General features: G+C 53.0%; 14 protein-coding genes. 9 read left to right on the plus strand and 5 right to left on the minus strand.

Features of this window, described 5'->3' with window-relative positions:
- Positions 1-25: 25 nt before the first annotated feature.
- Genes glgB through Q1A04_RS04165 form a run of 3 tightly spaced genes read right to left on the minus strand, consistent with a single transcriptional unit; the run spans position 26 to position 7,757 of the window.
- Positions 26-2,395 carry a 1,4-alpha-glucan branching protein GlgB gene (gene glgB / locus Q1A04_RS04155; RefSeq protein WP_299701617.1) on the minus strand — a complete coding sequence of 790 codons (2,370 nt, stop codon included), beginning with the start codon at positions 2,393-2,395 and terminating at the stop codon, positions 26-28.
- Positions 2,388-5,720 carry a maltose alpha-D-glucosyltransferase gene (gene treS / locus Q1A04_RS04160; protein WP_299701619.1) on the minus strand — a complete coding sequence of 1,111 codons (3,333 nt, stop codon included), beginning with the start codon at positions 5,718-5,720 and terminating at the stop codon, positions 2,388-2,390. Before treS ends, glgB begins: the two co-directional genes overlap by 8 nt.
- Positions 5,721-5,735: 15 nt before the next feature.
- Positions 5,736-7,757, minus strand: coding sequence for an alpha-1,4-glucan--maltose-1-phosphate maltosyltransferase (locus tag Q1A04_RS04165; protein WP_299701622.1), 2,022 nt, complete (start codon positions 7,755-7,757; stop codon positions 5,736-5,738).
- Positions 7,758-7,966: 209 nt separating this feature from the next.
- On the opposite strand from Q1A04_RS04165, the gene treZ reads away from it, so the two are divergent.
- The 5 genes from treZ (at position 7,967) to Q1A04_RS04190 (ending at position 17,534) form a co-directional block, all read left to right on the plus strand.
- Positions 7,967-9,811: a malto-oligosyltrehalose trehalohydrolase gene (gene treZ, locus Q1A04_RS04170; protein ID WP_299701625.1), complete on the plus strand. Its 1,845-nt coding sequence runs from the start codon at positions 7,967-7,969 to the stop codon at positions 9,809-9,811.
- On the plus strand, positions 9,808-12,231 hold the full coding sequence (locus Q1A04_RS04175) for a DUF3536 domain-containing protein (RefSeq protein WP_299701628.1): 2,424 nt from the start codon (positions 9,808-9,810) through the stop codon (positions 12,229-12,231). The genes treZ and Q1A04_RS04175 overlap by 4 nt, the downstream gene beginning before the upstream one ends.
- Positions 12,232-12,238: 7 nt before the next feature.
- Entirely contained in the window at positions 12,239-14,962 is a 2,724-nt protein-coding gene (gene treY / locus Q1A04_RS04180; protein ID WP_299701631.1) for a malto-oligosyltrehalose synthase, read from the plus strand.
- The gene (gene malQ / locus Q1A04_RS04185) at positions 14,959-16,467 is read left to right on the plus strand and encodes a 4-alpha-glucanotransferase (protein ID WP_299701634.1); all 1,509 of its coding nucleotides are present in this window, start codon (positions 14,959-14,961) and stop codon (positions 16,465-16,467) included. Before treY ends, malQ begins: the two co-directional genes overlap by 4 nt.
- Before the next feature lie 494 nt (positions 16,468-16,961).
- The gene (locus Q1A04_RS04190; RefSeq protein ID WP_299701637.1) at positions 16,962-17,534 is read left to right on the plus strand and encodes a thioredoxin family protein; all 573 of its coding nucleotides are present in this window, start codon (positions 16,962-16,964) and stop codon (positions 17,532-17,534) included.
- On the opposite strand, the gene Q1A04_RS04195 is transcribed toward Q1A04_RS04190, so the two are convergent.
- Complete coding sequence (locus Q1A04_RS04195; protein WP_299701640.1) at positions 17,500-18,354, minus strand: murein L,D-transpeptidase catalytic domain family protein; 855 nt, start codon at positions 18,352-18,354, stop codon at positions 17,500-17,502. The two genes, Q1A04_RS04190 and Q1A04_RS04195, sit on opposite strands and share 35 nt — an antisense overlap.
- A 177-nt stretch (positions 18,355-18,531) precedes the next feature.
- Between Q1A04_RS04195 and Q1A04_RS04200 the strand changes: the two genes are divergently transcribed.
- The gene (locus Q1A04_RS04200) at positions 18,532-19,884 is read left to right on the plus strand and encodes a peptidoglycan DD-metalloendopeptidase family protein (protein WP_299701643.1); all 1,353 of its coding nucleotides are present in this window, start codon (positions 18,532-18,534) and stop codon (positions 19,882-19,884) included.
- A gap of 110 nt (positions 19,885-19,994) precedes the next feature.
- Positions 19,995-20,897: a phosphatase gene (locus Q1A04_RS04205; protein ID WP_299701646.1), complete on the plus strand. Its 903-nt coding sequence runs from the start codon at positions 19,995-19,997 to the stop codon at positions 20,895-20,897.
- Position 20,898: 1 nt separating this feature from the next.
- On the opposite strand, the gene ppk1 is transcribed toward Q1A04_RS04205, so the two are convergent.
- Positions 20,899-23,004: a polyphosphate kinase 1 gene (gene ppk1, locus Q1A04_RS04210; protein WP_299701649.1), complete on the minus strand. Its 2,106-nt coding sequence runs from the start codon at positions 23,002-23,004 to the stop codon at positions 20,899-20,901.
- A gap of 271 nt (positions 23,005-23,275) precedes the next feature.
- Here ppk1 and Q1A04_RS04215 point away from each other — a divergent pair, with 271 nt between their 5' ends.
- Positions 23,276-24,208, plus strand: a complete 933-nt coding sequence (locus tag Q1A04_RS04215) for a DUF5996 family protein (RefSeq protein ID WP_299701652.1) — start codon at positions 23,276-23,278, stop codon at positions 24,206-24,208.
- Between the two features lie 13 nt (positions 24,209-24,221).
- Complete coding sequence (locus Q1A04_RS04220) at positions 24,222-25,352, plus strand: acyloxyacyl hydrolase (protein WP_299701655.1); 1,131 nt, start codon at positions 24,222-24,224, stop codon at positions 25,350-25,352.
- The last annotated feature ends 62 nt before the right edge of the window (positions 25,353-25,414 follow it).

Consider the following 25,414-nt stretch of genomic DNA (forward strand, 5'->3'; position numbering starts at 1 on the left):
TCAAAAATATACTTTACAAGAATTACTACCCCTCCGACTGGTACTTAAAATACACCACCGCCATAGGCGGTAACTTCAGCACTACAGAATAATCATGCCCATGAAAGGAATCAGGTATAGCCTGCAGCGCACCGTGGTTGTGGAAATTACTTCCCCCGAAATGACTGTCGTCGCTGTTAAACACCTCCACCCAGTTGCCTCCGGTTGGGACGCCTAGACGGTAATGCTCGTGCACACCCGGGGTAAAGTTACAGACAACCAAGAGCTGGTCTTCCGGCCTGTCCCCTTTGCGCAGAAAGCTCATCACACTGTTGTGGGCGTCCTGAAAATCGATCCATTGAAATCCCTGCGGCTCAAAGCTGTGGGCGTAAAGCGCTGGTTCCTGTTTGTAGAGGTGATTGAGAGATCGGATCAGTTCCTGTACTCCTGCATGATAACCAAACTGCAGCAAGTGCCAGTCTAGACTACTGTCGTGGTTCCACTCGCTACTCTGCGCCAATTCTCCACCCATAAACATGAGCTTAGCACCCGGGTGGGCGTACATGTAAGCATAGAGCGCCCGCAGGTTTGCGAAAGCCTGCCATTCATCACCCGGCATTTTGCGGATGAGAGCTCCTTTGCCGTGCACCACTTCGTCGTGGGAGAGCGGCAGCATGAAGCGCTCCGTGAAGGCATAGATGATACTGAAAGTGATATCGCCTTGGTGGTGTCGGCGGTATACAGGGTCTTTGGAGAAATAGGTCAGCGTGTCGTGCATCCAACCCATCATCCATTTCATGTCGAAGCCGAGTCCACCGTCCTCTACCTTGCCCGTCACCTGCGGCCACGCCGTGGATTCTTCGGCAATGGTCAATACCTCAGGAAACTTATCGTGCACCGCCTGATTGAAATCTTTGAGCAAAGAAATCGCCTCCAGGTTCTCGCGTCCACCATACTCGTTCGGGATCCACTCATCGTGCTTGCGGCTGTAGTCTAAGTATAGCATAGAGGCCACGGCATCCACACGAAGCCCGTCTACGTGGTATTTGTCGAGCCAGAAGAGGGCGTTGCTGATCAGGAAAGAACATACCTCGTTGCGTCCGTAGTTGAAGATGTAGCTGTTCCAGTCCGGGTGGTAGCCTTTGCGCGGATCGGCGTGCTCGAACAGGTGCGTACCGTCGAAATAGGCCAGCCCGTGTTCGTCGGACGGGAAGTGCGATGGCACCCAGTCCATGATCACGCCAATGCCCTCACGGTGCAGACAGTCGATCAGGCACATCAGGTCTTCGGGTGAGCCATAAGTACTGGCCGCTGCAAAGTATCCCGTGATCTGATAGCCCCATGAGCCGTTGAACGGATGGTACATCACCGGCATGAACTCGACATGCGTAAAGCCCAGATCCTTCACATAGGCAGGCAACTCTTCGGCAAGCTCGCGATAAGTCAGCGGGCGGTTATTGTCTTCAGGCTTGCGGCGCCAAGAGCCCACGTGCAACTCATATACCGAGTAAGGCTGGGCCTGTCCGTGGCGTGCCTTCCGTTGCTGCAGCCAACTGTCGTCCTGCCACGTGTGGTGCAGGTCGTGCACCACCGAAGCGGTTTGCGGTGGCTTCTCACGGCGTAGTGCAAAAGGGTCGCTCTTCTCGACGTGGTACATGTGGTAGCGCGACTTGATGTGGTATTTGTATAGCATGCCTGCCAGCACATCAGGTATAAAACCCTCCCAAATGCCCGAGCCGTCGGCCCGTACCTGCAACTGGTGGCTTTCGCGGTTCCAAGAGTTGAAGTCGCCCATAACCGACACCTGTTCGGCATTGGGAGCCCATACTGCAAAGTAGGCGCCTTTGGTCCCCTGCCACTCCATTAGGTGTGAGCCTAATTTGTCGTACAAGGTATAGTGGCGGCCTTCGCGAAACAGGTAGATATCGAACTCCGACAACAGGCTGGTATCGTAAAAAACCGGCCCAGTCTGCGCTTGAGAAGGCTGTTCGGCGGCAGGCGATGGCGTAGTGGATAGACCTACCTCCTTGGCCTCTGCCTCCATTGCAGTGGTTTCAGCTTTCCCAGCTCGACCCCGCTTTGGTTTGGCCGCAGTTTGGGCGATCGGCGTCTCTGTGGCCGCACGTCCGCGTTTCGGTTTCACCGTTACCTCCTGTGCCGCGTCCCCTCCTTCTGTAGCTGTTTTCCGCGGTCTGCCACGCTTGGCTGGAGCCGGGGAAGGCGTGATGTCAGCCAACTGATTTTCAGAAGACGTCATCTGATCATGGGGTGTACCCTCTTCCTTTTTAGTCCTCTTGCGGCCAGCCATTTTTTTAGCAGGCGCTCCATCGTTCAAAGCCGCGTTGGCACTGGTTTCCATACCTGTTCCCACGGCGGGGTTTTGCTGTGTGTTCTCCTGTTCCTTCTTCTTAGCCATTCCGATATTTTTTCATGATGTACTTGATGCCCCTGATCGGGATGAGCACCCAATCCGGACGGTTATTCAATTCATAGCCCAGTTCATAGATCGCCTTCTCCAACAAGAAGGTCTCGATCAGTATCTCAAAGTCTTCTTCTTTCTCCGGCACCACACCTGTTCCGTTGGTCTTGTCCAGATAGGTGTGCATGAAGAAGCCGCTGGCGTAGTGGTACCATTGCTCTGCCCATTCTTCCAGATAAGCGCTGTCCTCTTTGCGGAAGCTGTCTTGCTGGAATAGCGCATTGTAGGCAGCGTAATGGAAGGAGCGGATCATGCCGGCCACGTCACGCAGCGGCGAGCGCTTCAGTCGGCGTTCGCTGAACGAGCGGGCCGGTTCCCCTTCGAAGTCGATGATGATGAAGTCGCGCCCCGTAAACAGCACCTGGCCCAAATGGTAGTCGCCGTGGGTACGAATCTTCATTGTGTCGATCTTTCGGCTGAAGATCTTCTTGAGTCGTTCCAGCACTTCTTGTCGCATCTGCAGCACTTCTTCGGCCTCTGCCCTAACGGCGTCTGGCAAGTTGGGCAAATGCTTTCGCAGGCTGTCGAAATTGCTGCGCACCAGCGAGGTGAGGGACGAGTAAAGCGAACGCTGGTAGTGCAATGAGAAGTCCTCTGGTACAAAATCTTTGGAGCCGTTGATATTGGAGAGCGCCAAGTGCATTTCGGCAGTGCGCTGTCCCAGTAACTCGATCCGTTCCACAGACGCGCCGCCTAGCTGCAATTGCATGTGCTCTGGTGCCTCTGAGAACGGTATTGGTCGCGCCAGTGTGCCCGTGGTATCAACTTGGTCGATGTGCTCCCGGTGTGTCTGTAGCCTTTCAAAGAAGCGCTTGAGGGAGTCTTCCATGTATACCCAAGCATCGCCCTGATTCGGCACAAGTTCCTGCAGCATCACAAGCACCATCGGCGGTTTGCCGCTCTCCTCGTGCTCTATGGAGCCAAGGAACATCGGCACGTTAGGGAAATTCTCATCGGTCAGCGCCTGCACGATCTCCACATCCGGATTCATGGTGCGGTCCAGCTTGCGGTATACCTTCAGGAAGAACTGGTTATCGTAAAGCACGGATGTGTTGCTCTGTTCCGCCCCCAATATTTTGGATGAGAGCGGATGTCCTATCTCCTTTATTTTAGAAGCGATGGAGCGACTGCCCGTGCCCACAAGTTCAGCATTGTCCACTTTGTGGCGCTTGCGCTTGGCCATCATGTTGAGTAACAACTGCCGGTAGTCCTCAGAGTAAACCGCGTCGTAAAGGATGCCTTCTTTACCATCCACGCTCACGCGGGCGATCACGCTATTCTGCTGCGTGGACATGAGCTCCTCTTCCTGTTCGCCACTGGCAAAAGCAATTGGCAATTGGTACAGTTCCGGCAGTCCCTCATTATAACTCACCTCGATGAACAAAAGCGAAGCGGCGAAGCGCCCTGCCGTCATCGGTATGTTGCTCACCACCTGCATGCGCTGTATAGTGCGGGCCTTGCCGCCAAACCAGCGACGGTTCAGGATATAAGGTGGCAGCACTTTCGTTTCCAGTGTTTTAAGCGAACGGGCAGGCAGCGGCTGGCTTAATGACGGCAGCTGCATGGCTGGTTTCTGCATATCCGGACCGGCACCACCACTCATTTCCTGCGGCTGCAACTCGAACCAATAGTAGCCGTGCGCCGCCATCGTGAACAGGTAGGTATCATCCTTCACTTGCGGGAATTTGTTCCGGCTGAACACCTCCACCGGCACGTAGCCTTTAAACTCAGGCAGTTCCAATTCCACCGCCTCAGGGAAGCGAGACAGGTTGGCGATCACCAGAATGTTCTCGTCTTGATAAGAGCGCACAAAAGCCAGTACTTTGGAGTTGGAAGGGTTCAGAAACTGCATAGTACCTCGTCCAAAAGCCTTGTAACGCTTGCGCATATTGATTACGCGGCGCATCCACCAAAGCAAAGAGCTACTGTTGTGTTGCTGCGTCTCCACGTTCACGGACTCATACTTGTATTCCGGGTCGATGATCACAGGCAGGTATAGCTTCTGCGGATTGGCAGTCGAGAAGCCAGCATTGCGGTTATCATTCCATTGCATCGGCGTGCGCACGCCGTCGCGGTCACCTAAATAGTAGTTATCGCCCATGCCGATCTCGTCACCGTAGTAAACCACCGGCGTACCGCGCATTGAGAAAAGTAACACGTTCATGAGCTCGATTCTGGCGCGATCGTTCCCTAAAAGTGGCGCCAAGCGGTGGCGTATACCTAGGTTGATCTTGGCCATCGGATCGCGGGTGTATACCTTATACATGTAGTCGCGCTCCTCGTCGGTCACCATTTCTAGTGTGAGTTCGTCGTGGTTGCGCAGGAACATGGCCCACTGGCAGGTCTCCGGTATGGCAGGGGTCTGGTCGAAAATGTCGATGATCGGATAGCGGTCTTCCATCTTCACGGACATGAACAGGCGCGGCATGATCGGGAAGTGGTAGTTCATGTGGCATTCGTCGCCGTCACCGAAGTACGAAGCCGAATCCTCTGGCCACATGTTCGCCTCCGCCAAAAGCAACTTGCCCTCATACTTGCTGTCCACATGGGCACGGAGCTTTTTCAGGAAGTCGTGTGTCTCGGGCAGGTTCTCGCAGTTGGTGCCGTCGCGCTCAAACAGGTACGGCACGGCATCCAGACGGAAACCGTCCACACCCATGTCAAACCAGTAGTCGAGCATCTTGAACACCTCTTGCTGCACGTCCGGGTTGTCAAAGTTCAGGTCGGGCTGGTGGTGGAAGAAGCGGTGCCAGTAGTACTGCCCAGCCACGGGGTCCCACGTCCAGTTACTCGGTTCGTAGTCGGTGAAAATGATGCGCACGTCCTTGTATTGCTTCGGATCGTCGGTCCATACGTAGTAGTTGCGGTATTTGGATCCCTTCTTCGCGCGACGTGCCCGCTGGAACCACGGATGCTGGTCGGAGCTGTGGTTGATAACCAACTCTGTGATTACTTTGAGTCCGCGACGATGCGCTTCTTTCACAAACAGTTTGAAATCCTGCATGTTGCCATAGCTCGGATTGATGCTGTAATAGTCGGCGATGTCGTAGCCGTCGTCTTTGAGTGGAGACGGGTAGAAAGGCAAAAGCCAGATCGCTGTCACGCCTAGGTCTTCTAGGTAGTCAAGCTTCTGCATCAGGCCTTTGAAGTCGCCAATGCCGTCGCCGTTGCCATCCATGAAGGCTTTGATGTGCAACTCGTAAATGATGGCGTCTTTGTACCAGTGAATGTTGTCGTCGAGAAGGGTGTTTTCCTCTGCCATATAGTTTTTTCTGTTTTATTCGTGTTTGCCGTGGTCTTCTGGAAGCCAAGTATCATCAAGATTTTCATGGCCCATCCCCGGGGTAGCTGTTTCGATGCGGAATACGTGCACCGGCATTTCGTGCGGACGCAATTCCACGTAATTCCACTCGCTGTTCCAAGTGTATTTGTGCTCAGTCATCAGATCATGCACCATGTATTGCTGGTTATCGGGCATTTTCAGGGCATGGAGCGGCACCTGCACCCAACCGGCCTGCGTGTTGTGCGGGTCTAGGTTGATGACCATGAGCATTTTGTTTTTCCGCTTGTCGTCCCACTTGGCGTAGCACAGCAATTGCGGGTTGTCCGTGTCGCCGAAGGCGATGTTCCAAGTGGTTTGCAGAGCGGGGTTGACCTGCCGGATCTTATTGATCTTGGTGATGACCTCCCGGATTTTCGTCAGTTTGCCCCAGTCCCAGTGCATGACTTCGTACTTCTCAGAGTCCCAATATTCCTCTTTGCCCTGCACCGGTGTGTTGATGCCGAACTCATACACGGGGCCATACATGCCATAGTTCGAAGAAAGCGTCGCGGCCATCACCACACGGGTAATGTGCGCTGGTTCGCCGCCTGTCTGCAGTTCGTGCGGCAGGATGTCAGGGGTGTTCGGCCAGAAGTTCGGACGGTAGAAATCGCGCATCTCAGTCTGTGTGAGTTCGCGCATGTACTCTTTTATCTCAGCGGCAGTGTTGCGCCATGTGAAGTAGGTATAGGATTGCGTGAAACCGATCTTGCCAAGCCGTTCCATCACACGCGGTCTCGTGAAGGCCTCTGCCAAGAAGATTACCTGCGGATATTGCTGGCGAACCTCGCGTATGAGCCACTCCCAGAAGCTGAAAGGTTTGGTATGCGGGTTGTCGACACGGAATACGTACACCCCTTGCTCGATCCAGTGGATGACGATACTCTTGAGTTCGCGCCAGAGGTTCTGCCAGTCTTCGGTTTCGAAGTTCACGGGCAGCACGTCTTGGTATTTTTTCGGTGGATTTTCGGCATACTGCACCGTGCCGTCCGGTCGCCACTTAAACCATTGCGGGTGCTCCTTTACATAGGGGTGGTCGGGCGAACATTGTATGGCAAAATCCAGTGCGACCTCGATGCCATGCTCGCGGGCGGCGTGCACAAAGTTGCGGAAGTCCTCTTCGCTGCCCAGCTCCGGCAGGATGGCCTTGTGACCTCCTGTTTCGGCCCCGATGGCCCAAGGCGAACCCGGCTCTCCAGGCTGTGATGTGACCGAGTTATTTTTACCTTTCCGGAAAGCAAAACCAATCGGATGAATAGGAGGCAGGTAGATCGTGTCGAAGCCCATTTCGGCAATGCGCGGCAAGAGTAGCTCACAGTCTTGGAAGGTACCGTGACGCCCGTCTGCCTGTGCCGCCGACCTCGGGAAGAACTCATACCATGTGCTGAAAAGCGCTTTCTGGCGCTCCACTTCCACGGTTAGTATTTTATGATAGGTGGTTACGTTCTGGCGGTCGCAACAGGCGTGCATCAGCTCCGACACATCCTCGCCGGTGGCCAGAGCCACGGCGTCGGCTACGGAGCCGGGACTGTTGAGCTGTTCGGCCCATTTGCGCAGGCGCTTCTGTTGTCCGGGCTTGGCAGTCATGGCGGACTCTTCGAGTAGCTGAGCCCCGATCTGCAACTCCACCGTGATATCCTGATTCGCTTCGAACTTCTTTTTGAGACCTTTCTGCCATGTATAAAAATGATCGACCCATCCCTGCAGGGTATACTCAAAAGTACCCATGCTGTCGGGCGCGAAGGTCACTTCCCAGCGGTCGTTGCCCAGAAATTGCATGGGCACTTCGTTCCATTTTTTCTTTTTGGCGTGGCGGTAGAGCAACACGGCTTTTACCTCATCATGGCCATCTCCAAACACATCTGCGGTCACGGTTACTTCCTCTCCCACTACCCTTTTTATTGGATACTGCCCACAGTTTACCTGCGGCTTCACGTTTTCGATGATGACCCTTTTGGTTCCTTCCAGTGCTTCCATGTATTGGCTTTTTCCTGATTTGATTAAAGTAGCTAATAGGTACTGCATGCGTTGCCAATAGGTTTCGAACGGTTAGGCGTAACCATACCTGCAGCCTGTGTTAATTGGGTTATAGCACGGCTTTGCAATCAGAAAAGATTGAATTGGCTAAAAAAGAACAACCTAATGTCGTAGAAGCGAGTTAAAAATCAGGCGTAAACGAATAAGAAATGAGCATAACACGAGAGATTGGAGCACATTATACCCCAGACAAAGGAACCTTATTTACGGTGTGGGCCCCCGCGGCTGCGCAGGTTGATGTGGTGCTGAAAGATAACGATAAGATAATACCGCTGCAGCGCGAAGCCTTCGGTTATTGGACCGCCCTGAGCGAAGAAACGGGCCCCGGCACACGCTATACCTACCGCCTCGACGATGACATGGAACGCCCAGACCCGGCCTCGCAGCACCAGTCCGACGGCGTGCACGAAGCCTCTGCCGTGGTGGGCCATACCGACTTCAACTGGACCGATAAAAACTGGAAGCCGCTGCCACTGGAGCAACTCATTATATACGAATTGCATGTGGGCACTTTTTCAGAAGAGGGCACTTTCCAAGGCATCATCGACAAGCTGCCCGAACTCGCGGACTTAGGTATAACAGCCATTGAACTCATGCCGGTGGCGCAATTTCCGGGCAGCCGCAATTGGGGCTACGATGGCGTATACCCTTCGGCGGTGCAGGAAAGCTACGGCGGTCCTGATGGATTGAAAGAACTGGTAAACGCCTGCCATGCCGCAGGTATAGCCGTGGTGCTGGATGTGGTGTACAATCACCTTGGTCCAGAGGGAAACTACCTGAATGATTTCGGTCCTTACTTTACCGACAAGTATAACACGCCTTGGGGCAAAGCGCTCAATTTTGATGACGCCCACAGCGACCACGTGCGCAATTTTTTCATACAGAATGCCCTGATGTGGTTCCGCGATTACCACATCGACGCCCTGCGCCTCGACGCCGTGCACGCCATTCTGGACACAGGTGCCAAGCACTTTTTGCAGGACCTGCAGGAACAGGTGCACCATCTCGAAAAACAGCTCGGCCATACCTATTTGCTCATCGCTGAAAGCGATCTGAACGATGTGCGGCTGATCAACCCGATGGAGAAAGGAGGCTACGGACTGGCAGCGCAATGGAGTGATGATTTTCACCATGCGGTGCACGCTTTGCTCACCGGAGAAACATCCGGTTACTACAGCGATTTCGGGAAGCTGGAGCAATTGCAGAAAGTGCTGGAGCATGGCTTTGTGTACGACGGTCTCTACTCCGAGCACCGCAAACGCACCTTCGGCAGCGACGCCACCGCCAACCCCGCCCGCCAGTTTGTGGTGTGCTCCCAGAACCACGACCAAGTGGGCAACCGCATGCTCGGCGAGCGACTCAGCAAACTGATTTCATACGACATGCTTAAAGTGGCGGCAGGACTGGTCTTGCTCTCCCCTTTCACACCCATGCTGTTCATGGGCGAAGAGTATGGCGAAGCAAATCCTTTCCTCTACTTTGTGAGCCACTCCGATAAAGAATTGGTGGAAGCCGTGCGCAAAGGCCGCAAAGAAGAATTCTCGGCTTTTTCGTGGCAGGGCGAAGCACCTGACCCGCAATCCGAAGAGACCTTCCGCCAATCAAAACTGCAGCGGACTTATGAGCATAGCGAACCACACCGCCAGCTGCGCGAATTCTACAAGGCGCTCATTAAACTCCGCAAGTCCGCCCCCGCCTTGGCACGGCCCGACAAGACCCGCCTGCATGTTTCCGCTGACAGCCATACCCATGTACTGCACCTGATCCACTCGGGTGAGAGTCCTTACATCTATGCTTTATTTAACATAAGTAATCAACCACAAAAAGCATCGATTGTAAAAGAGGTAGGGTCGGCGTGGAAGCTGGTGCTGAGTTCCACTGAGAACAGGTACGGCGGTGCAGGCTCGGACCTGCCTCAGGAAATCAATGCCGGGCAGGAGATCACGCTTCCAGCCGCTTCACTCACCTTATTCCAAAGCAACATTATTCTATGAACAACTATATCTGCATTCACGGACACTTTTACCAGCCGCCCCGCGAGAACCCTTGGCTCAACGAGGTAGAGCTGCAGGAGTCGGCGCACCCCTACCACGACTGGAATGAGCGCATCACGGCCGAGTGCTACGCCCGCAATTCTGCCTCCCGCATACAAAACGGGCGGGGACAGATCGTGGACATCATGAACAACTACGCCCGCATGAGCTTCAACTTCGGCCCGACTTTGCTGGAGTGGATGGAGAAGAAAGCGCCCGACATTTACCAGTCCATACTCGATGCCGACAAAGAAAGCCAGAAGCGTTTCTCAGGGCACGGTGCCGCTATTGGGCAGGTATACAACCACATGATCATGCCGCTGGCCAACGAGCGCGACCAGCACACGCAGGTACTTTGGGGAATTTATGATTTCCGGAAACGGTTCGGCCGAGACCCTGAAGGGATGTGGCTCGGCGAAACCGCGGCCAACACGGCCACGCTGGAGGTACTGGCCGAGCACGGTATTAAGTTTACCATCCTCTCGCCCTACCAAGCCAAGCGCTACCGCAAAATCGACGAAAAGGAGTGGCACAATGCGACGGGTGCCAAGATTGATCCGCGCCGTCCCTACCGCTGCACTTTGCCGTCGGGTCGGACTATCGCACTGTTCTTTTATGACGCGCCCGTATCGCAGGCCATAGCGTTTGAAGGTTTGCTGGAGAGCGGCGAGAAATTCGCGCATCGGCTCACAACCACCTTTGACGAGCACACCAAGGATCCGCAGCTCATGCACATCGCCACCGACGGAGAAACCTATGGCCACCACCACCGCTTCGGCGAGATGGCCCTCTCCTATGCCCTGCACCACATCGAACAGGAACAGCTGGCCAAGATCACGATTTACGGGGAATATCTGGAGCTATACCCGCCCAAGTATGAAGCCGAGATCATCGAGAACACCTCGTGGAGCTGTATGCATGGCGTGGAGCGCTGGCGCAGCGACTGCGGCTGCCATACCGGTGGCCACGACGATTGGAATCAGGCATGGCGGGCTCCCATCCGCGAAGGTTTTGACTGGATACGCGATGAGCTGGAACCGCTCTTCGAAGAAGAAATGCGCAAACTCGGCGCCGATCCGTGGCAGACGCGCAACAATTACATTCAGGTGATCATGGACCGGTCGGAAGACTTTGTGCGGGATTTCATCCACACCCACACCGACCGCGAGCTGAGCAAAGGCGAACAGACCAAATTTCTGAAATTGCTCGAAATGCAGTACCATGCCATGCTCATGTACACCAGTTGCGGCTGGTTTTTCGACGAGGTGACAGGCATCGAAACCATGCAGGACATTCTGTACGCCACCCGCGCTTTACAGCTAGCCAAAGACCTAAGCGGCAACGACTATGAAACACCCTTTGTCGAGTTTCTCAAAAAAGCCAAAAGCAACAATAAGGAATATGGCGACGCCTCCAAGGCCTACTATAAAATTGTGCAGCCAACACAGCTCGATCTGTTGCGTGTAGGCGGGCACTATGCCGTGTCTTCTATCTTCACAGATTCGCCCGATGAACTGCCGCTCTACAGCTACAAGGCTACCTCGGAGTACTATGAACAAGTAGAAGCCGGGCGACAGAAGCTCGCCATCGGCAAGGCCTTTATCCGGTCCAGCGTGACGTGGGAAGAAGTGGACATTTCCTTTGGCGTGCTGCACATCGGGGACCACCAGCTGTTTGGGGGCGTGCGCAAGTTCGTAAGCCCCGATGCCTTCGCCACGTTGCACCACGAACTCACGAGCGCTTTCGACAAAGGCAACATCACGGAAGTGATCATGCTCTTGGACAAGCACTTCGAGTCGCACAGCTATTCTTTCTGGCACCTGTTCCGTGACGATCAGAAGAAAATCCTCGATCAGGTGCTCGAACAAACCATGCGGTCTTTGGAGCATGATTTCCAACAGGTATACGACAACAACTACCCGCTTATGGCCGCCATCAAAAACGTGGGCATGCAGTTGCCGCGGCCGCTGCAGATCACAATAGACTACATCGTGAGTTCGCGCCTTCTCGAAGCCCTGATGGCAGAGCGAGTGGATGTAGACGCCGTGCTCAGTCTTCTAAAAGAAGTAGAGCGCATGGGCGTGAAACTGGACAAAGAAGCGGTGGATTATGCCGCCACCATCCACGTGGAGGAAGCCATGAACCACTTGGAGGACAACCCGGATGACACGGCGCACATGGAGTACCTGACGGAGTTGCTCACCGTTATAAACGGTTCAAAACTAGAACCTGAGTACTGGCAGGCCCAAAACATCATCTTCCGTATGCGGCAAACTACTTACGAGGAGCGTTGCCACAAAAAAGGCGAGAAAGAAGGCAAATCCGCCGACTGGTGTTCCAAGTTTGAAGCACTATATGAAAACCTCAACTTAAAGAAGTAAACACCTTATGGTCTATATTCCGTCGTCTACTTACAGACTGCAACTTTCCCCGAAATTCAAACTCAGGGACCTTAAACGCATACTCCCCTACTTGCGGGAACTGGGCATCAGCACGATTTACGCGGCTCCTTTTTTCACGGCCCGACCCGGCAGTGAGCATGGCTACGACGTAACCGACCCGCACCAAATCAACCCTGATGTGGGCACCATGGAAGAGCTGCAGGAAATAGCGGAAGAACTGAAAGCGCACAACATGGGGTGGCTGCAGGACATCGTGCCCAACCACATGGCCTACCATCCGAACAATGCTTGGCTGATGGATGTACTGGAGAAAGGCCAGAAATCCAGCTTCTATTCCTTCTTCGACGTCAACTTCAACCATCCCGATTTCAAGGGACAACTGATGGTGCCTTTTCTGGGGGAGCCGCTGGAGAACGTCGTAAAACAGAAGCAACTCAAGGTGACGTTTGACGAGAATGGCTTCCGCTTGCACTACTTTGACAACGTATACCCGATCAGTATCGACAGCTATACCTTTCTGTTGCAGCAAGCCGGTAATAAGCTGAGCGCAGAAGAGGCCAAAGCTGCCCTCGCCCAGCAAATGCAGGCACTGGAGCCACTGATGGCGCACGATACGCTGGAACTTGATGCATGGCTGCAGGGCAAGCGAACGCTCTATGGCGCCGTTCAGGAAAAGTCGGAACTGGAACAAGGTATAGCCGATGCACTGCAAGGTATAAACGAGGACGAAACGGCTATGCGCCAGCTGTTGGAGCAACAGTATTATGTGCTCACGCACTGGCAGGAAACAGAACAAAAAATCAACTACCGCCGCTTCTTCACCGTCAACGACCTGATCTGCACCGCCATGGAGCGACAGGAAGTGTTCGACCACTACCATCAGTTCATCAGAGAGCTCTGCATGCGACAGCTCGTACAGGGCCTGCGGGTGGACCACGTCGACGGACTTTTCGACCCCGACACTTATCTGGAAAGACTGCGTGCATTGGCCGGCGAAGAGGTATACTTGGTAGTAGAAAAGATTCTGGAAGGCGAAGAGAACATGCCCGACTACTGGCCAATTGAGGGCAACAGCGGCTACGATTTTCTGGCTTGGGTGAGCAACCTGTATACCAACGCCGAGGGCGAGCGCAAACTCACCGAGCTATACCGTCGACTGGTACCCGACGCCCCGCTCGACTACGAAAATCTGGTCAATGAGAAAAAGCTTCTGATACTGGAACATCACATGCAGGGCGAGCTGCAAAACCTGTTGCGCCTGCTCCGCGATTCGGACTTATTGCCGTCTTCTCTGGACGACAAAAACTGGCACCATGCCTTGGCTACTTTACTCGCTTCGTTCCCGGTATACCGTATCTACGGCCATACCTTCCCACTGGCTCCCGCTGCCATGGAAGTGGTGGAAGAAGCCTTTAAATTAGCGCACGAAAAAGCCCCCGAAGCCCAAGCCGAACTCGAGCATCTGCGCACATTATTTGAGTCAGGCGAACAGGATTCAGAAGAGCAAAGACGCCACAAATTGTACTTTGTGATGCGCAGTCAACAGTTCACGGGTCCGTTGGCTGCTAAGGGAGTGGAAGACACAACTTTCTACAACTACAACCGCTTGCTGGCGCTCAATGAGGTGGGCAACAGTCCCGATGTGTTTCACATTGCGCGACACGATTTCCATGAACTGATGCAGTATCGGCTGCAAACCTATCCGCATTCCATCAACGCCACGGCCACCCACGACACCAAGCGCGGCGAAGGCTCCCGCATGCGCCTGCAGGTACTCAGCGAGATACCCGAGGAGTGGGAAAAAGCCGCGACAGAGTGGATGCAGTTGGCACAAAAGCACATCAAGAACGACGGACCGACCCCGAACGACCTGTATTTTACGCTGCAAACCTTGCTTGGCGTGATGCCGATTGACGGCAAAGTGGACGATACGTTGGTGGAGCGGGTGCAGGAATATCTGGTGAAGGCTTTCCGGGAGGCCAAAGTCAACACGAACTGGTCCGAACCAAACGAGGCCTATGAAACGGCTGTGAAAAATCTGGTGAAGCAACTTCTACAGGAAGATAAAGAGTTCATGGCTTCCTTCCGGCCTTTCTTCCAGAAAACGGCGCACTTTGGCTGGCTGTATTCGCTCTGCCAGACCTTGCTCAAGACCACCTGTCCGGGCGTACCCGATGTGTACCAAGGCTGCGAACTCTGGGACTTCAGTCTGGTGGACCCCGATAACCGCCGCCCCGTGGACTACGAAAAGCGGCAGAAATTTTTGAAAGAGATGAAAGCCGGTGAAAGTAGCGACAAGCTGTTGCAGGAAATGCTGTCCTCGCCAGAAGATGCCCGTGTGAAGCTATACCTGTTGCATAAAGTGCTCCATTTGCGCAATGATCTGAAAGCGCTCTTTGACCATGGGGATTATATACCTTTGCATCTAAAAGGCAAGCACAGCGAACATGCCATGGCCTTTGCCCGTCACCACGGAAACGACTGGTGTATTGTAGTGGTGCCGCGCTTGCTGACAGATATCATCTCAGAAAAGGAGCTGCCACTGGGCGAGCCGGTATGGGGCGACACGGTGCTGGAACTACCAGCCGGGGCGCCACAGCAATGGCAACAGCTTTTTGGCAACACCCAGATACAAGCGTCGCAGGCTATACCTTTAGGTGAGCTTTTTGCGTCTTTCCCTGTAGCACTTTTAACCTCCACAAACCCATGATCATACCCAAGCGAAGTAGCGGTATTTTGCTCCACATCACCTCACTCCCATCGGCCTACGGCATAGGTGATCTGGGTTCGGAAGCCTACAAGTTTGCCGACCTGTTGGCCGAGGCGGGACAGCGCTACTGGCAGATCCTGCCGCTCAACCCGACTGAGATTGGCTCGGGCAATTCACCCTACAGTAGCCACTCGGCCTTTGCGGGAAACCCCTTGCTCATCAGTCCCGAGCGGTTGGTGGAAGACGGACTGTTAGACAAAAAAGACATCCGGGCTGGCGGCGGTTTTGACAAGGCCAAAGTAAACTATCCGAGGGTGGCGGAATATAAAGTAAAATTGTTGCGACAGGCTTACGATAACTTTAAAGATGGCAAGGCCGGCAAGTTGAAAGGCGAGTTCATCCGTTTTCAGGAAGCACACAAGGAGTGGTTAACTGACTTTACGAACTTCGTGGCTTTCAAGCATTACTTTGACCACAAACCATGGACCGAGTGGCCTGTGAAGCTGCAAACCCGACAGGACCATGCCATGGAGGCGCTTTCCGCTGAACTAGCTGGAGAAATCGAGCGGGAGGCCTTTTTTCAGTTTCTGTTCTACCGTCAGTGGGAAGCGCTCAAGACTTACTGCACCTCCAAAGAGATCACCTTTATTGGCGATATGCCCTTCTATGTGAGTCACGACAGTGCCGATGTCTGGGCACACCCGCACATTTTCAAACTCGACCGCCAAGGCAAACCCACCGCTTTGTCGGGTGTGCCCCCGGATTATTTCAGCGAAACGGGGCAGCTGTGGGGTACGCCGGTGTTTGACTGGAAGAAATTGCAGGAACAGAATTTTGACTGGTGGATAGAGCGCATTGCGCATAATCTGGAGCTATTCGGTTTGCTGCGCCTCGACCATTTCCGCGCTTTTTCGGCATACTGGGAAGTACCCGCCGGGGAAGACACTGCCATAAATGGGAAATGGGTTAAAACGCCGGGAGCCAAACTGCTCACAGTAGTAAAAGAGAAATTTCCCGCCATGCCGATCATTGCCGAAGACCTGGGCGAGATCGACCAACCCGTGCGCGACCTGATGGCCAAGTTTGACCTGCCGGGCATGCGGGTGCTGCTTTTCGCCTTTGGAGAAGACCTGCCAGAAAGTATTTACGCTCCGCACCATCACGTGCAAAACTCCATTGTGTACACGGGCACGCACGACAACAGCACCGTGCGGGCATGGTATGAGCACGACGCCAGCCGCGACGACAAGAAGCGCTTGAGCGACTACAGTGCCCAGCGCCTTTCAAAGGAAAACGCAAGTGCCGTGATGGCGCGACTGGCCTATATGTCGGTCTCGCAACTCGTGGTGCTGCCAATGCAGGATGTGCTGGGCTTGGGCAAAGAAGCGATCATGAACAAGCCCTCCACCGCCAAAGGCAACTGGCAGTGGCGTCTGCAGCCGAATTTGTTTACTAAGACAGTAGCGCATAGGTTAAGACAGGAAATCGAGTTGTATGGGAGATAGGTATATTTATTTTTCTGTGTATATTGATTGGCTTATATAAATTTCTGTTATAACCTAAGCCCCTCAGCATGAAAAATAAACTCACCCTCCTCCTTTTGCTCGTCTTGTTATCGATCAGCGTTCCGCTATTGGCGCAAGACATGGCTTCTTAGGAAATAAGTAGAACTGTGGTGAGAGATGGCGTAAGTATGGGCACGGCGCTTGGTGTATCGCTCGCGGTGGTTACCTCTTGGTCGCGTAACCAGTCTATTTTGTGGGCTATACTTCATGGTATTCTCAACTGGCTGTATGTTATCTACTTTGCCATCACCAGAGATTCAAGGGGCTAAAAAATCATGATCCCAACGACATGAAATGAATAAACTACTGAAAACTCAAATCAACAGACACCCAAGTATCTATTGATTTTAATTTTTTATTTCCCTCAAAAATCTTACATTGATTCAGCATTCGGGTATAGCCGAAAACATTCAAACTCCCAAATCTACAGCATTATGCCATTAGCTTCCACAGCATTACCACTGGGCACTGTAGCACCCAATTTTGCCCTGCTCGACACCGTTTCTGACAAACTGGTTTGTTTAGAGGACGTCGTTTCTACTAAGGCCACCGTCATCATGTTTCTGTGTAACCACTGCCCTTATGTGCAGCACATACTGGATGAACTGGTGAACGTGGCCAAAACGTACCAGCAACAGGGCGTGAGCTTTGTGGGAATCAGCGCAAACGATGCGGTAAACTACCCACAGGACGGTCCGCAGCAAATGCGCGAACTGGCCAAGGAGAAAGGCCTTCCTTTCACATACCTATATGACCAGACGCAGCAGGTGGCCCGTACCTATCAGGCGGTATGCACACCGGAGTTCTTTGTGTTCGACCGCAACATGCGCCTCGCCTACCATGGGCAGTTCGACGATGCTCGCCCTAAAAACGAAACGCCCGTAACAGGCGATGACCTGCGACAGGCGCTCGATACCTTGTTGGCTGGCGATCAGGTTAGCCTTGACCAAAAACCTAGTATAGGCTGCGGCATTAAATGGAAAATTCAGCCGGAGGCAGTGGATTAGGCTGCGTGCTGGCCATATAGCCGGCCACGGCATTGGCATGGTCCAAGTAATGAGAGGTGTAGCTCTCATCGCCTGAGTGGATATAGAGAGCAGTTTTGCCTTTCACGGAGTCGATTATGCTCTCGTGCTCACCCAGCGGAACAGCCGGACAACCCAAACTGCGGCCCAGTCGGCCATATTGATTCATAAAAGCTTCGGTCGCGTACTCGGCACCGTGCATCACGACGGCACGCTCACGGGCATTGGAATTAAAGGCTTGGTCCATACCATCGAGCCTGAGTGACTTGCCGTGCTTGCCGAAGTAAACTTCATCTGTCACGTAAAAGCCCACGCTGCTCATAAACGACTTGTTTTCATTGGAGAAGGTCTGTGCCATTACTTCGCCAGAGTTTCGTCCATGCGCCACATACGTGTTGTGCAGCACTTGTCGGTTGTTGAGGTCAATTACCCAAAGTCGCTTTTCGTTGGAGGGCTTCGTGAAATCTACTACCGTTAGGACGCCTTTGTCTGAAAGATGTCCTTCATTATACATGCCGTAGTAGCCCATCAGCGCCCTGTTGAACACATCGTAACTCATGTCGGAGGCACTCAGGTTCATCTGGGTATAGAGATCGAACGACACCTGCTCGAAGCGCATCACCTTTAGGGCCGTGACGTTGCCTTTGACTTTCTTGTCCACCGACACATACTTGCCGATGGCCATCGAAGCGGATGGTGAAAGGAGAAGTGGGGCGAACAAAGGCAGTAAGCGTTTGCCCATCTTTTTCTTCCTGCCGCGCCATCTCTCTTTTATACTTTTCTTTCTTACTGTCTTTCTCACGTTCCAGTTTGCTTGGTACAATTCTAATTGTACGTGCAGGACTTTGCACTGTTCAGATTTGCCAGAAAGGTACAACGCAGCTTGTAAATCATTCTATATCAATTGAAAGGAATCAATTCAGGTATCATCTTTGTATAGAAAGGAATACACATCTGAAATCCGGAAAAGAAGACAAATATGAACAGAAGGCCGACAAGCTATTCTCCTTTCTTATATTTTATAGTGATTACCCTCTTCCTGTTTAGTTGCGGAAGCCGGGAAACCCTGCGCGGGGTGTTCAAAAAAGAAACGCCTTACGAGGCCTATACCTCCTCCCTGAAGAGTGCCAAACTCGACGAAACCGCTGTGGGGCAGGATTGGCTGGCGGCAGGTCAGACAGCTCTGCAAACACCTACTCCTGTCACGCTTCCGTTTAAGGAAACCGGTTATTTCCCGGCAGACAAACCACGGGCGCTGGGGTATAAGGTAGAAGCGAAACGCGGTGAGAGGCTGGTGGTGAGTCTGGAGATGACGGCACGCCAAACGGTGCGCGTGTTCTTGGACCTTTTCGAAGCCAGCACCGACCCGACTAGCACGCCCAAACAGGTTTCCTACGCTGATTCAACTGCCACAACTTTCAGCTATGTAGTAGAAGAGGACATGGCGCACCTGTTGCGCATACAGCCAGAGCTGCTGCGTGGTGGCAGCTATACCATTACCATACAGGCCCAACCAACCTTTGCCTTTCCCATACCCGGCAAGACGAGCCGAAACATTGCCAGCATCTGGGGAGACCCGCGCGATGCAGGTGCACGCCGTCATGAAGGCATCGACATTTTCGCTCCGCGGGGCACGCCTGTTATTGCTTCGGTGGATGGGGTGGTTTCGCGGGTAGGTGAATCGCCACGTGGTGGCAAGGTGGTCTGGCTTTCGGATAGGAACCGTGGCCAGAACCTGTACTATGCGCACTTAGACCAGCAACTGGTAACGACAGGCCAGCGCGTCAGCGTGGGCGATACCTTGGGGCTAGTGGGCAACACGGGCAATGCCAAAGGCACCGGCCCGCATCTTCATTTCGGTATTTATAGGTATGGCCGCGGTGCCACAAACCCCTACCCTTATGTGCACGAGTCCGCCACACCTATACCTACCGTGAAAGTCGACGCAACACACATTGGCAACTGGGTACGGGTATCTTCTAAAATGGCCAACGTGCGGGTACAGCCCTCCACTAAAGCCCCTGTCCATACCGCTCTGAAACAGCACACACCCCTGCAGGTAACCGGAGCCTCTGACAGTTGGTACCGTGTCCGACTGCCCGACCAGTCTGAGGCCTACGTGATGAGCACGCTGGTAGAAGGTATAGCCAAGCCCATCGCGGTAAAGAAACTGAAACAAGAGCATCCGCTGTTGGATGATGCCCACCCGGAAGCCGGACAGATGGACAGTCTGCCAATGGGCTTGGCTATACCTGTATTGGCTGTTAACGGAGCTTTCAATCTGGTGCGCCAGCCAGATGGCCGACTGGGCTGGATACAAACCGCGGATTAAAAAAAGGGCCATTTAGCGCTTATTTCAGTACCGACAGTGCTTTCTGCGTACAGCATTTATACCTATATTTGGGTAGCAAATCATGTTGAACGCTCTTAATCAAATATTTTTTGAAGTTAGCTGCTATTGATATTGGTTCGAATGCGGTGAGATGCCAGATCTCCAATGTGCTGAACCAGAACGGGAATGTCATTTTCAAACGGGTGGAATACATCCGCTACGCCATCCGCTTCGGCGAGGACGTGTTCAATACCGGCTTTATCAGCGAAGGTAAGATCCAGAAATTCATCAAGCTTATGCACGCCTTCCAACTTCTGTTGGACGTGCACGATGTGGACCACTTTATGGTTTGTGCCACCTCGGCCATGCGTACTTCCGAAAATGCACCCGAGATTCTGGACCGTGTGCACCAAGCCATCGGCATGGGTATACAGGTAATTGACGGTGTGGCCGAGGCCGACCTTATCAACAAAGTCATTGTAAATTTTCTGGATGACCGCAACTACCTGCACATCGATGTGGGTGGCGGCAGCACGGAGTTCAACATCTATGTGAACCGCGAGAAAATGGCTTCGCAGTCCTTCGAGCAAGGCTCTATCCGCCACATGCACGGTGTGGATTCGCAGGAACTTTGGAATAACATGCGCGTGTGGATCGAGGAGAACGCCAAGAAATACCACCTCACACGAGCGATCGGCACAGGTGGCAACATCAACAAGATCTTTGATATGTCGGGCAAGGCGACGGGCAAGGCTATTTTCCGCAAACAGATCGAGGAGATCGTGAGCCGCGTGGGCGCCATGACCATGGAGCAGCGCATCACTGAGCTACTTCTCAACCCCGACCGTGCCGACGTCATCCTCCCCGCCGCAGAGATATACCTGTCCGCCATGAAGTGGGCGAAGCTCGAGAGCATGCTGGTACCTGCTGTGGGATTAAAGGATGGGATGATCCATGCCTTGTATGAGCAACATCATCAGGAAAGGTTTGTGATCAGTCAGATTAGCAGGTAAGTTATACCAGCTCCACTTCCTTCTCCACCTCCTCAAACACCATCTTATAAAACACCTTGTGCACATCCACAATCTCTTCGTTGGCGGCTGGTTTCTTACGGGCGTAGGTGCCGTCTTCGCGCATGATGTAGGAGTTCTGGTTGTCGAGCAGGTTATAATACAGGATGTTGATCGCTTCTTTCTTCAACTCTTCATTCACGATCAGGAACAGGGCCTCTACGCGACGGTCGAAGCTGCGCACCATGATGTCGGCACTCCCGCCGTATACCTTGGAGTCGCCGTTGTTGTGGAAGTAATAAATACGGCTGTGCTCAAGGTATTCTCCCACAATTGACTTCACAGTGATGTTCTCGCTCAAGTCCTCGCGGCCCGGGCGCAGGCAGCAAATGCCGCGCACGATGAGCTTGATCGGTACACCCGCCTTGGAGGCCTTGTAGAATTCGTCGATCACTTCTTTGTCTTCCAGCGAGTTGATCTTGATGACGATGCCGCTCTTCAACCCTTTTTTGGCATTGCGGGCTTCGTGGCGAATCAGCTCGATCAGCTGCGAGCGCATGGCTTTGGGTGATGTGAGCAGATACTTGTATTCGTTCGGTCTCGAGTGACCGGTTATGACATTAAAAAACTCTGACACGTCGTGGGCATACACCTCGTTGGTGGTCAGCAAACTCACGTCCGTGTAAAGACGGGCGGTCTGTTCGTTGTAGTTACCACTTCCAATGTGAATGTAGCGCGTCACCTTCTCCCCTTCCTTCCGGATGATCATGAGCATTTTGGTGTGCGTCTTATACTTGCTGATGCCGTAGATGACGAAGCAGCCTGCCTTTTCCAGTCTTTCGCCTTCCCGCAGGTTTTTCTCCTCATCAAAACGGGCTTTCACCTCGAACAATACCGAAACGTGCTTGCCGTTTTCCGCCGCTTTCAAGAGGGCAGCTGTTACTCTGGATTGGTCAGCCAGTCGGTAAATGGTTTGTTTAATGCCCAGAACGTAGGGGTCCTCGGCGGCACGCTCAAGCAGCTGCACCACGGGCTCCATGTTGTTGTAAGGATGGTGCAACAGCACGTCATGCTCTTTCAGGTACCGGAACATGTCCACCGATTCGGCCGGAAGGCTGAGCGGGATAACAGGTGCCGGCTGCTTAAAGCCTTTGTCTTTAAACTGTCTGTGGTTGATGATCTGCCACAAGCCACGCAGGTCGATCATGCTCGTGATCGTGAAGACATTGGCATTATCGATGGTCCAGCGCTCTTTCAGGATCTTCATCATGAAAGCCGACGGATTTCGTTCAATTTCCAGTCTAACTACGCGACCTTTCTTGCGCGTCTTCAGCTTCGACTTGATCTCTTGCACAAAGTCCGCCTCGATATCATCAGACTCCTCCAGTGTGAAGTCGCCGTTACGGGTAATGCGGAAGAGGTTCACCGACACGATCTCCACGTTGCGGAAAAGCTTTTTGATCTTCCAGCGGATGATCTCTTCAATCGGCACAAAAATGATCTTGTCCTTTCGGTTGATCTCGTAGAAACGGGCCAGATTCTGGGGTATCTGCACAAAGGTCACGCGATCCTGTGCCTTCTGCTCTTCGGTGGTGCGGGTAACCACGCCAAAGGTAAGCAGTTGGTTCATGAGCAGCGGGAAGCCGTGGTAGTTGTCGAACACCATGGGCGTGAGCAGCGGGTAGATCGTGTTCTTGAAGTAACTGTCCACCTTCTTCTGCTCTACCTCTGTCAGGTCACCAACTTTGAGTATGTCTAAGCCGTTATTGTCGAACAGCTCTGCCAGTTCGTTGTTGAAAGTGAGATACTGATCGTTGACAAAGCGGTGGGCGTAGTCGAGCAACTTTTTGCGAAAAGGCATTTCACGCAAACCCGAGTAGTCGAGGCGCTCCTTGCCGTAGTCGATGTAGTTGTACAAGCTGCCTACCCGGATCATAAAGAACTCGTCGAGGTTGGAAGCCGTGATGGCCATGAACTTGAGCCGGTCGAACAGACTACGGCTTGTGTCGCGGGCTTGGTCGAGTACACGGTAATTGAAGCGCAGCCAGCTCAGGTCGCGGCTGATGTATTTACTTCGCTTTATTTGGTCAGAAACCTTATTGATCAGCATGTTTTCAGGTGTTAAAGAAGCCTCTTGTCAATTCAGGAAACAGGGGCTCCCCGGCAGACGAAGGTATAAGGGCAATGCAGCAAGAATGCCCAACTGCTAATATAATTTTTGTAAGTGAATTTGTCATGCCTTTTGATAAAAGCTTACGCAAATGTTTCAAAAAAACCACGGTTGGCAAAGAAACAGGTATGTCTTACCCTCATTCAGTGGCAGATTCTCAAAACCAATCCGCCTGTAGCTGGTATAAAACATAAGCAAAATAGAACAGGCCATGCAGACAAACACGATACCCGATACCAGCGAATTTGAGTTACCTCCCCTCCCACTCGAAGACTGGGAATCCACTAAAGACACCCTGCACCTCTACCTGCAGATAATCGGAAAAGTTCGCCTGACGCTTATGCCTCCGCGCAACCACTGGTGGCACGTCACGCTTTACCTGACATCACGCGGACTCACTACGGGCCCCATCCCTTACAAGTTTTATACTTTCGAAATTGACTTTGATTTCATAGACCACCAGCTCCTCATCAAAACCAGCACTGGTGCGCAAGAGCAGATAAAACTGCAGGACGGGCTGAGTGTTTCGGAGTTTTATACCTCTGTTATGAAGCCGCTGGATGTGCTGGGTATAAAAGTCGATATCCTCGCCAAACCATACGATAACAAGAGCAAGATTCCCTTTGCGGAAGACCACACCCATGCCACGTATAACGCCGAGCAGGTATACAACTATTGGCGGGTGCTGACCGCTGTTGATGAGGTCATGAAGGAGTTCAGCGGACGCTTCTACGGCAAAACCTGCCCGGTACAACTTTATTGGCACCACATCGACCTGACCGTAACCCGTTTCTCAGGCAAGAAAGTACCGGTGAAGCCTGAGGCCAGCCTCGTGGAGCGAAATGCTTACTCGCATGAGGTGATCAGCTTTGGTTTTTGGCCCGGCGATGATCAGGTGCGTTATCCGGCCTTCTACTCCTATACCTTCCCTTCGCCGGAAGGTATAGACAAGGAGCCGCTCAAACCTAAATCCGCCTCTTGGGTAGATTCCAACGGTAGCCCGATGGCCCTGCTCCCCTACGAAGACCTCCGTAAAGAAGAGAATCCACGCCAAGCCCTGCTAGACTTTCTGGAAAGCTCCTATCTTGCCGGTGCCAAGCTGGCGGGTTGGCCTATAGAAGAATTGCAGGTGCAGCAAGGCTAATGGAAATAAGTGAATGAGGATGAAGCATGGCAAACGCATACCTACAGGTATACTATCATGGATGGTTCTCGCCATGTCAATGCTACCTGTCTTTCTTCTGCAAGCCAGTCCTACCTTATCAGGCGATACGTCTCGGGCAGCCATTAACATCGGTCTGACCGGGCACACAGGCTTCATTATTCCCCATTCACAAGACATCCGAGACATCGCCAATTCCAATCCTTGGGGAATAGAAGCCGATGTAAGTCTGCATTTTACCAACGAGCGGGCTTGGCAGTACATACAAGGTTATCCGCGTTTGGGTGCCGCACTAGCCTACTACAATTTTGACAATCCGGAGGTGCTGGGCAGTGCCTATACCTTCCTGCTCTATGTAGAGCCTTTTCTGTCGGCGCACCGACGGTTCAGTTTGTCGTTTCGCTTTGCTGCCGGACTGGCCTACATGGACAATATCTACAACCCCGAAACCAATCCGGACAATCTCTTCTACAGTACCGCTATCAGTTTTCCGCTTGAGGTCAACCTGTTGGGTAATTACCGCTTGAGTGAGCGCTGGATGCTGCGAGCGGGCGGTACGTATAAGCACATCTCCAATGGCGGTTTACGGCAACCGAACAAAGGCATCAACTTCCCCTCGGCCACACTGGGGCTCAACTATACTTTGTTACCGGCTGATTTTCCGGAGCGGCAATTGACTGAGGCAATGCTGGACCAGCATGAGCGAGACTTTCTGGTGGCGGTGTTTGGAACAGGCAAGGACCGGCGCGATAAGCCTTCTCGCAAATTGCCCCTGCTAGGTATAGCAGCTTATGTGAGTCAGCCCATAGGCCGGATAAGCGCCCTGACCGGTGGGGCCGAATGGATAGCGGACTTTACTCTGCGGGAATATCTGCAGGATGAAGAGGAGAATAAGAGTTTTCAGCGGGGTGCTCTGCTGGCAGGGCATGAGTTGCGCATCGGCCGGATCAGGTTCAGTCAGCAATTGGGCATATACGTATATGCTCCTCATAAGGCCCGCGACCCGGTGTACCAGCGCTGGGGCTTGGAGTACCACTCAGGAGGCCGCATGTTCTACGGCATCAACCTGAAGGCGCATCGCCATGTGGCTGACTTTGTGGACATACGAGTGGGGATGCGATTTTAAAGAACAACGGATAGTCAACAGCAACTCAGAAAATTCAGACACGTTCCATTCTATAAACTAGA

Source organism: uncultured Pontibacter sp. (assembly GCF_947499215.1).
Taxonomy (GTDB): Bacteria; Bacteroidota; Bacteroidia; order Cytophagales; family Hymenobacteraceae; genus Pontibacter.

Excerpts from the sequence above, each read along its gene's own strand:
- glgB (WP_299701617.1), bottom strand. The coding sequence starts at position 2,395 with ATGGCTAAGAAGAAGGAACAGGAGAACACACAGCAAAACCCCGCCGTG.
- ppk1 (WP_299701649.1), bottom strand. The coding sequence starts at position 23,004 with ATGCTGATCAATAAGGTTTCTGACCAAATAAAGCGAAGTAAATACATC.
- treZ (WP_299701625.1), top strand. The coding sequence starts at position 7,967 with ATGAGCATAACACGAGAGATTGGAGCACATTATACCCCAGACAAAGGA.
- malQ (WP_299701634.1), top strand. The coding sequence starts at position 14,959 with ATGATCATACCCAAGCGAAGTAGCGGTATTTTGCTCCACATCACCTCA.
- Q1A04_RS04175 (WP_299701628.1), top strand. The coding sequence starts at position 9,808 with ATGAACAACTATATCTGCATTCACGGACACTTTTACCAGCCGCCCCGC.
- Q1A04_RS04165 (WP_299701622.1), bottom strand. The coding sequence starts at position 7,757 with ATGGAAGCACTGGAAGGAACCAAAAGGGTCATCATCGAAAACGTGAAG.
- treS (WP_299701619.1), bottom strand. The coding sequence starts at position 5,720 with ATGGCAGAGGAAAACACCCTTCTCGACGACAACATTCACTGGTACAAA.
- Q1A04_RS04215 (WP_299701652.1), top strand. The coding sequence starts at position 23,276 with ATGCAGACAAACACGATACCCGATACCAGCGAATTTGAGTTACCTCCC.
- treY (WP_299701631.1), top strand. The coding sequence starts at position 12,239 with ATGGTCTATATTCCGTCGTCTACTTACAGACTGCAACTTTCCCCGAAA.
- Q1A04_RS04200 (WP_299701643.1), top strand. The coding sequence starts at position 18,532 with ATGAACAGAAGGCCGACAAGCTATTCTCCTTTCTTATATTTTATAGTG.
- Q1A04_RS04190 (WP_299701637.1), top strand. The coding sequence starts at position 16,962 with ATGCCATTAGCTTCCACAGCATTACCACTGGGCACTGTAGCACCCAAT.
- Q1A04_RS04220 (WP_299701655.1), top strand. The coding sequence starts at position 24,222 with ATGAGGATGAAGCATGGCAAACGCATACCTACAGGTATACTATCATGG.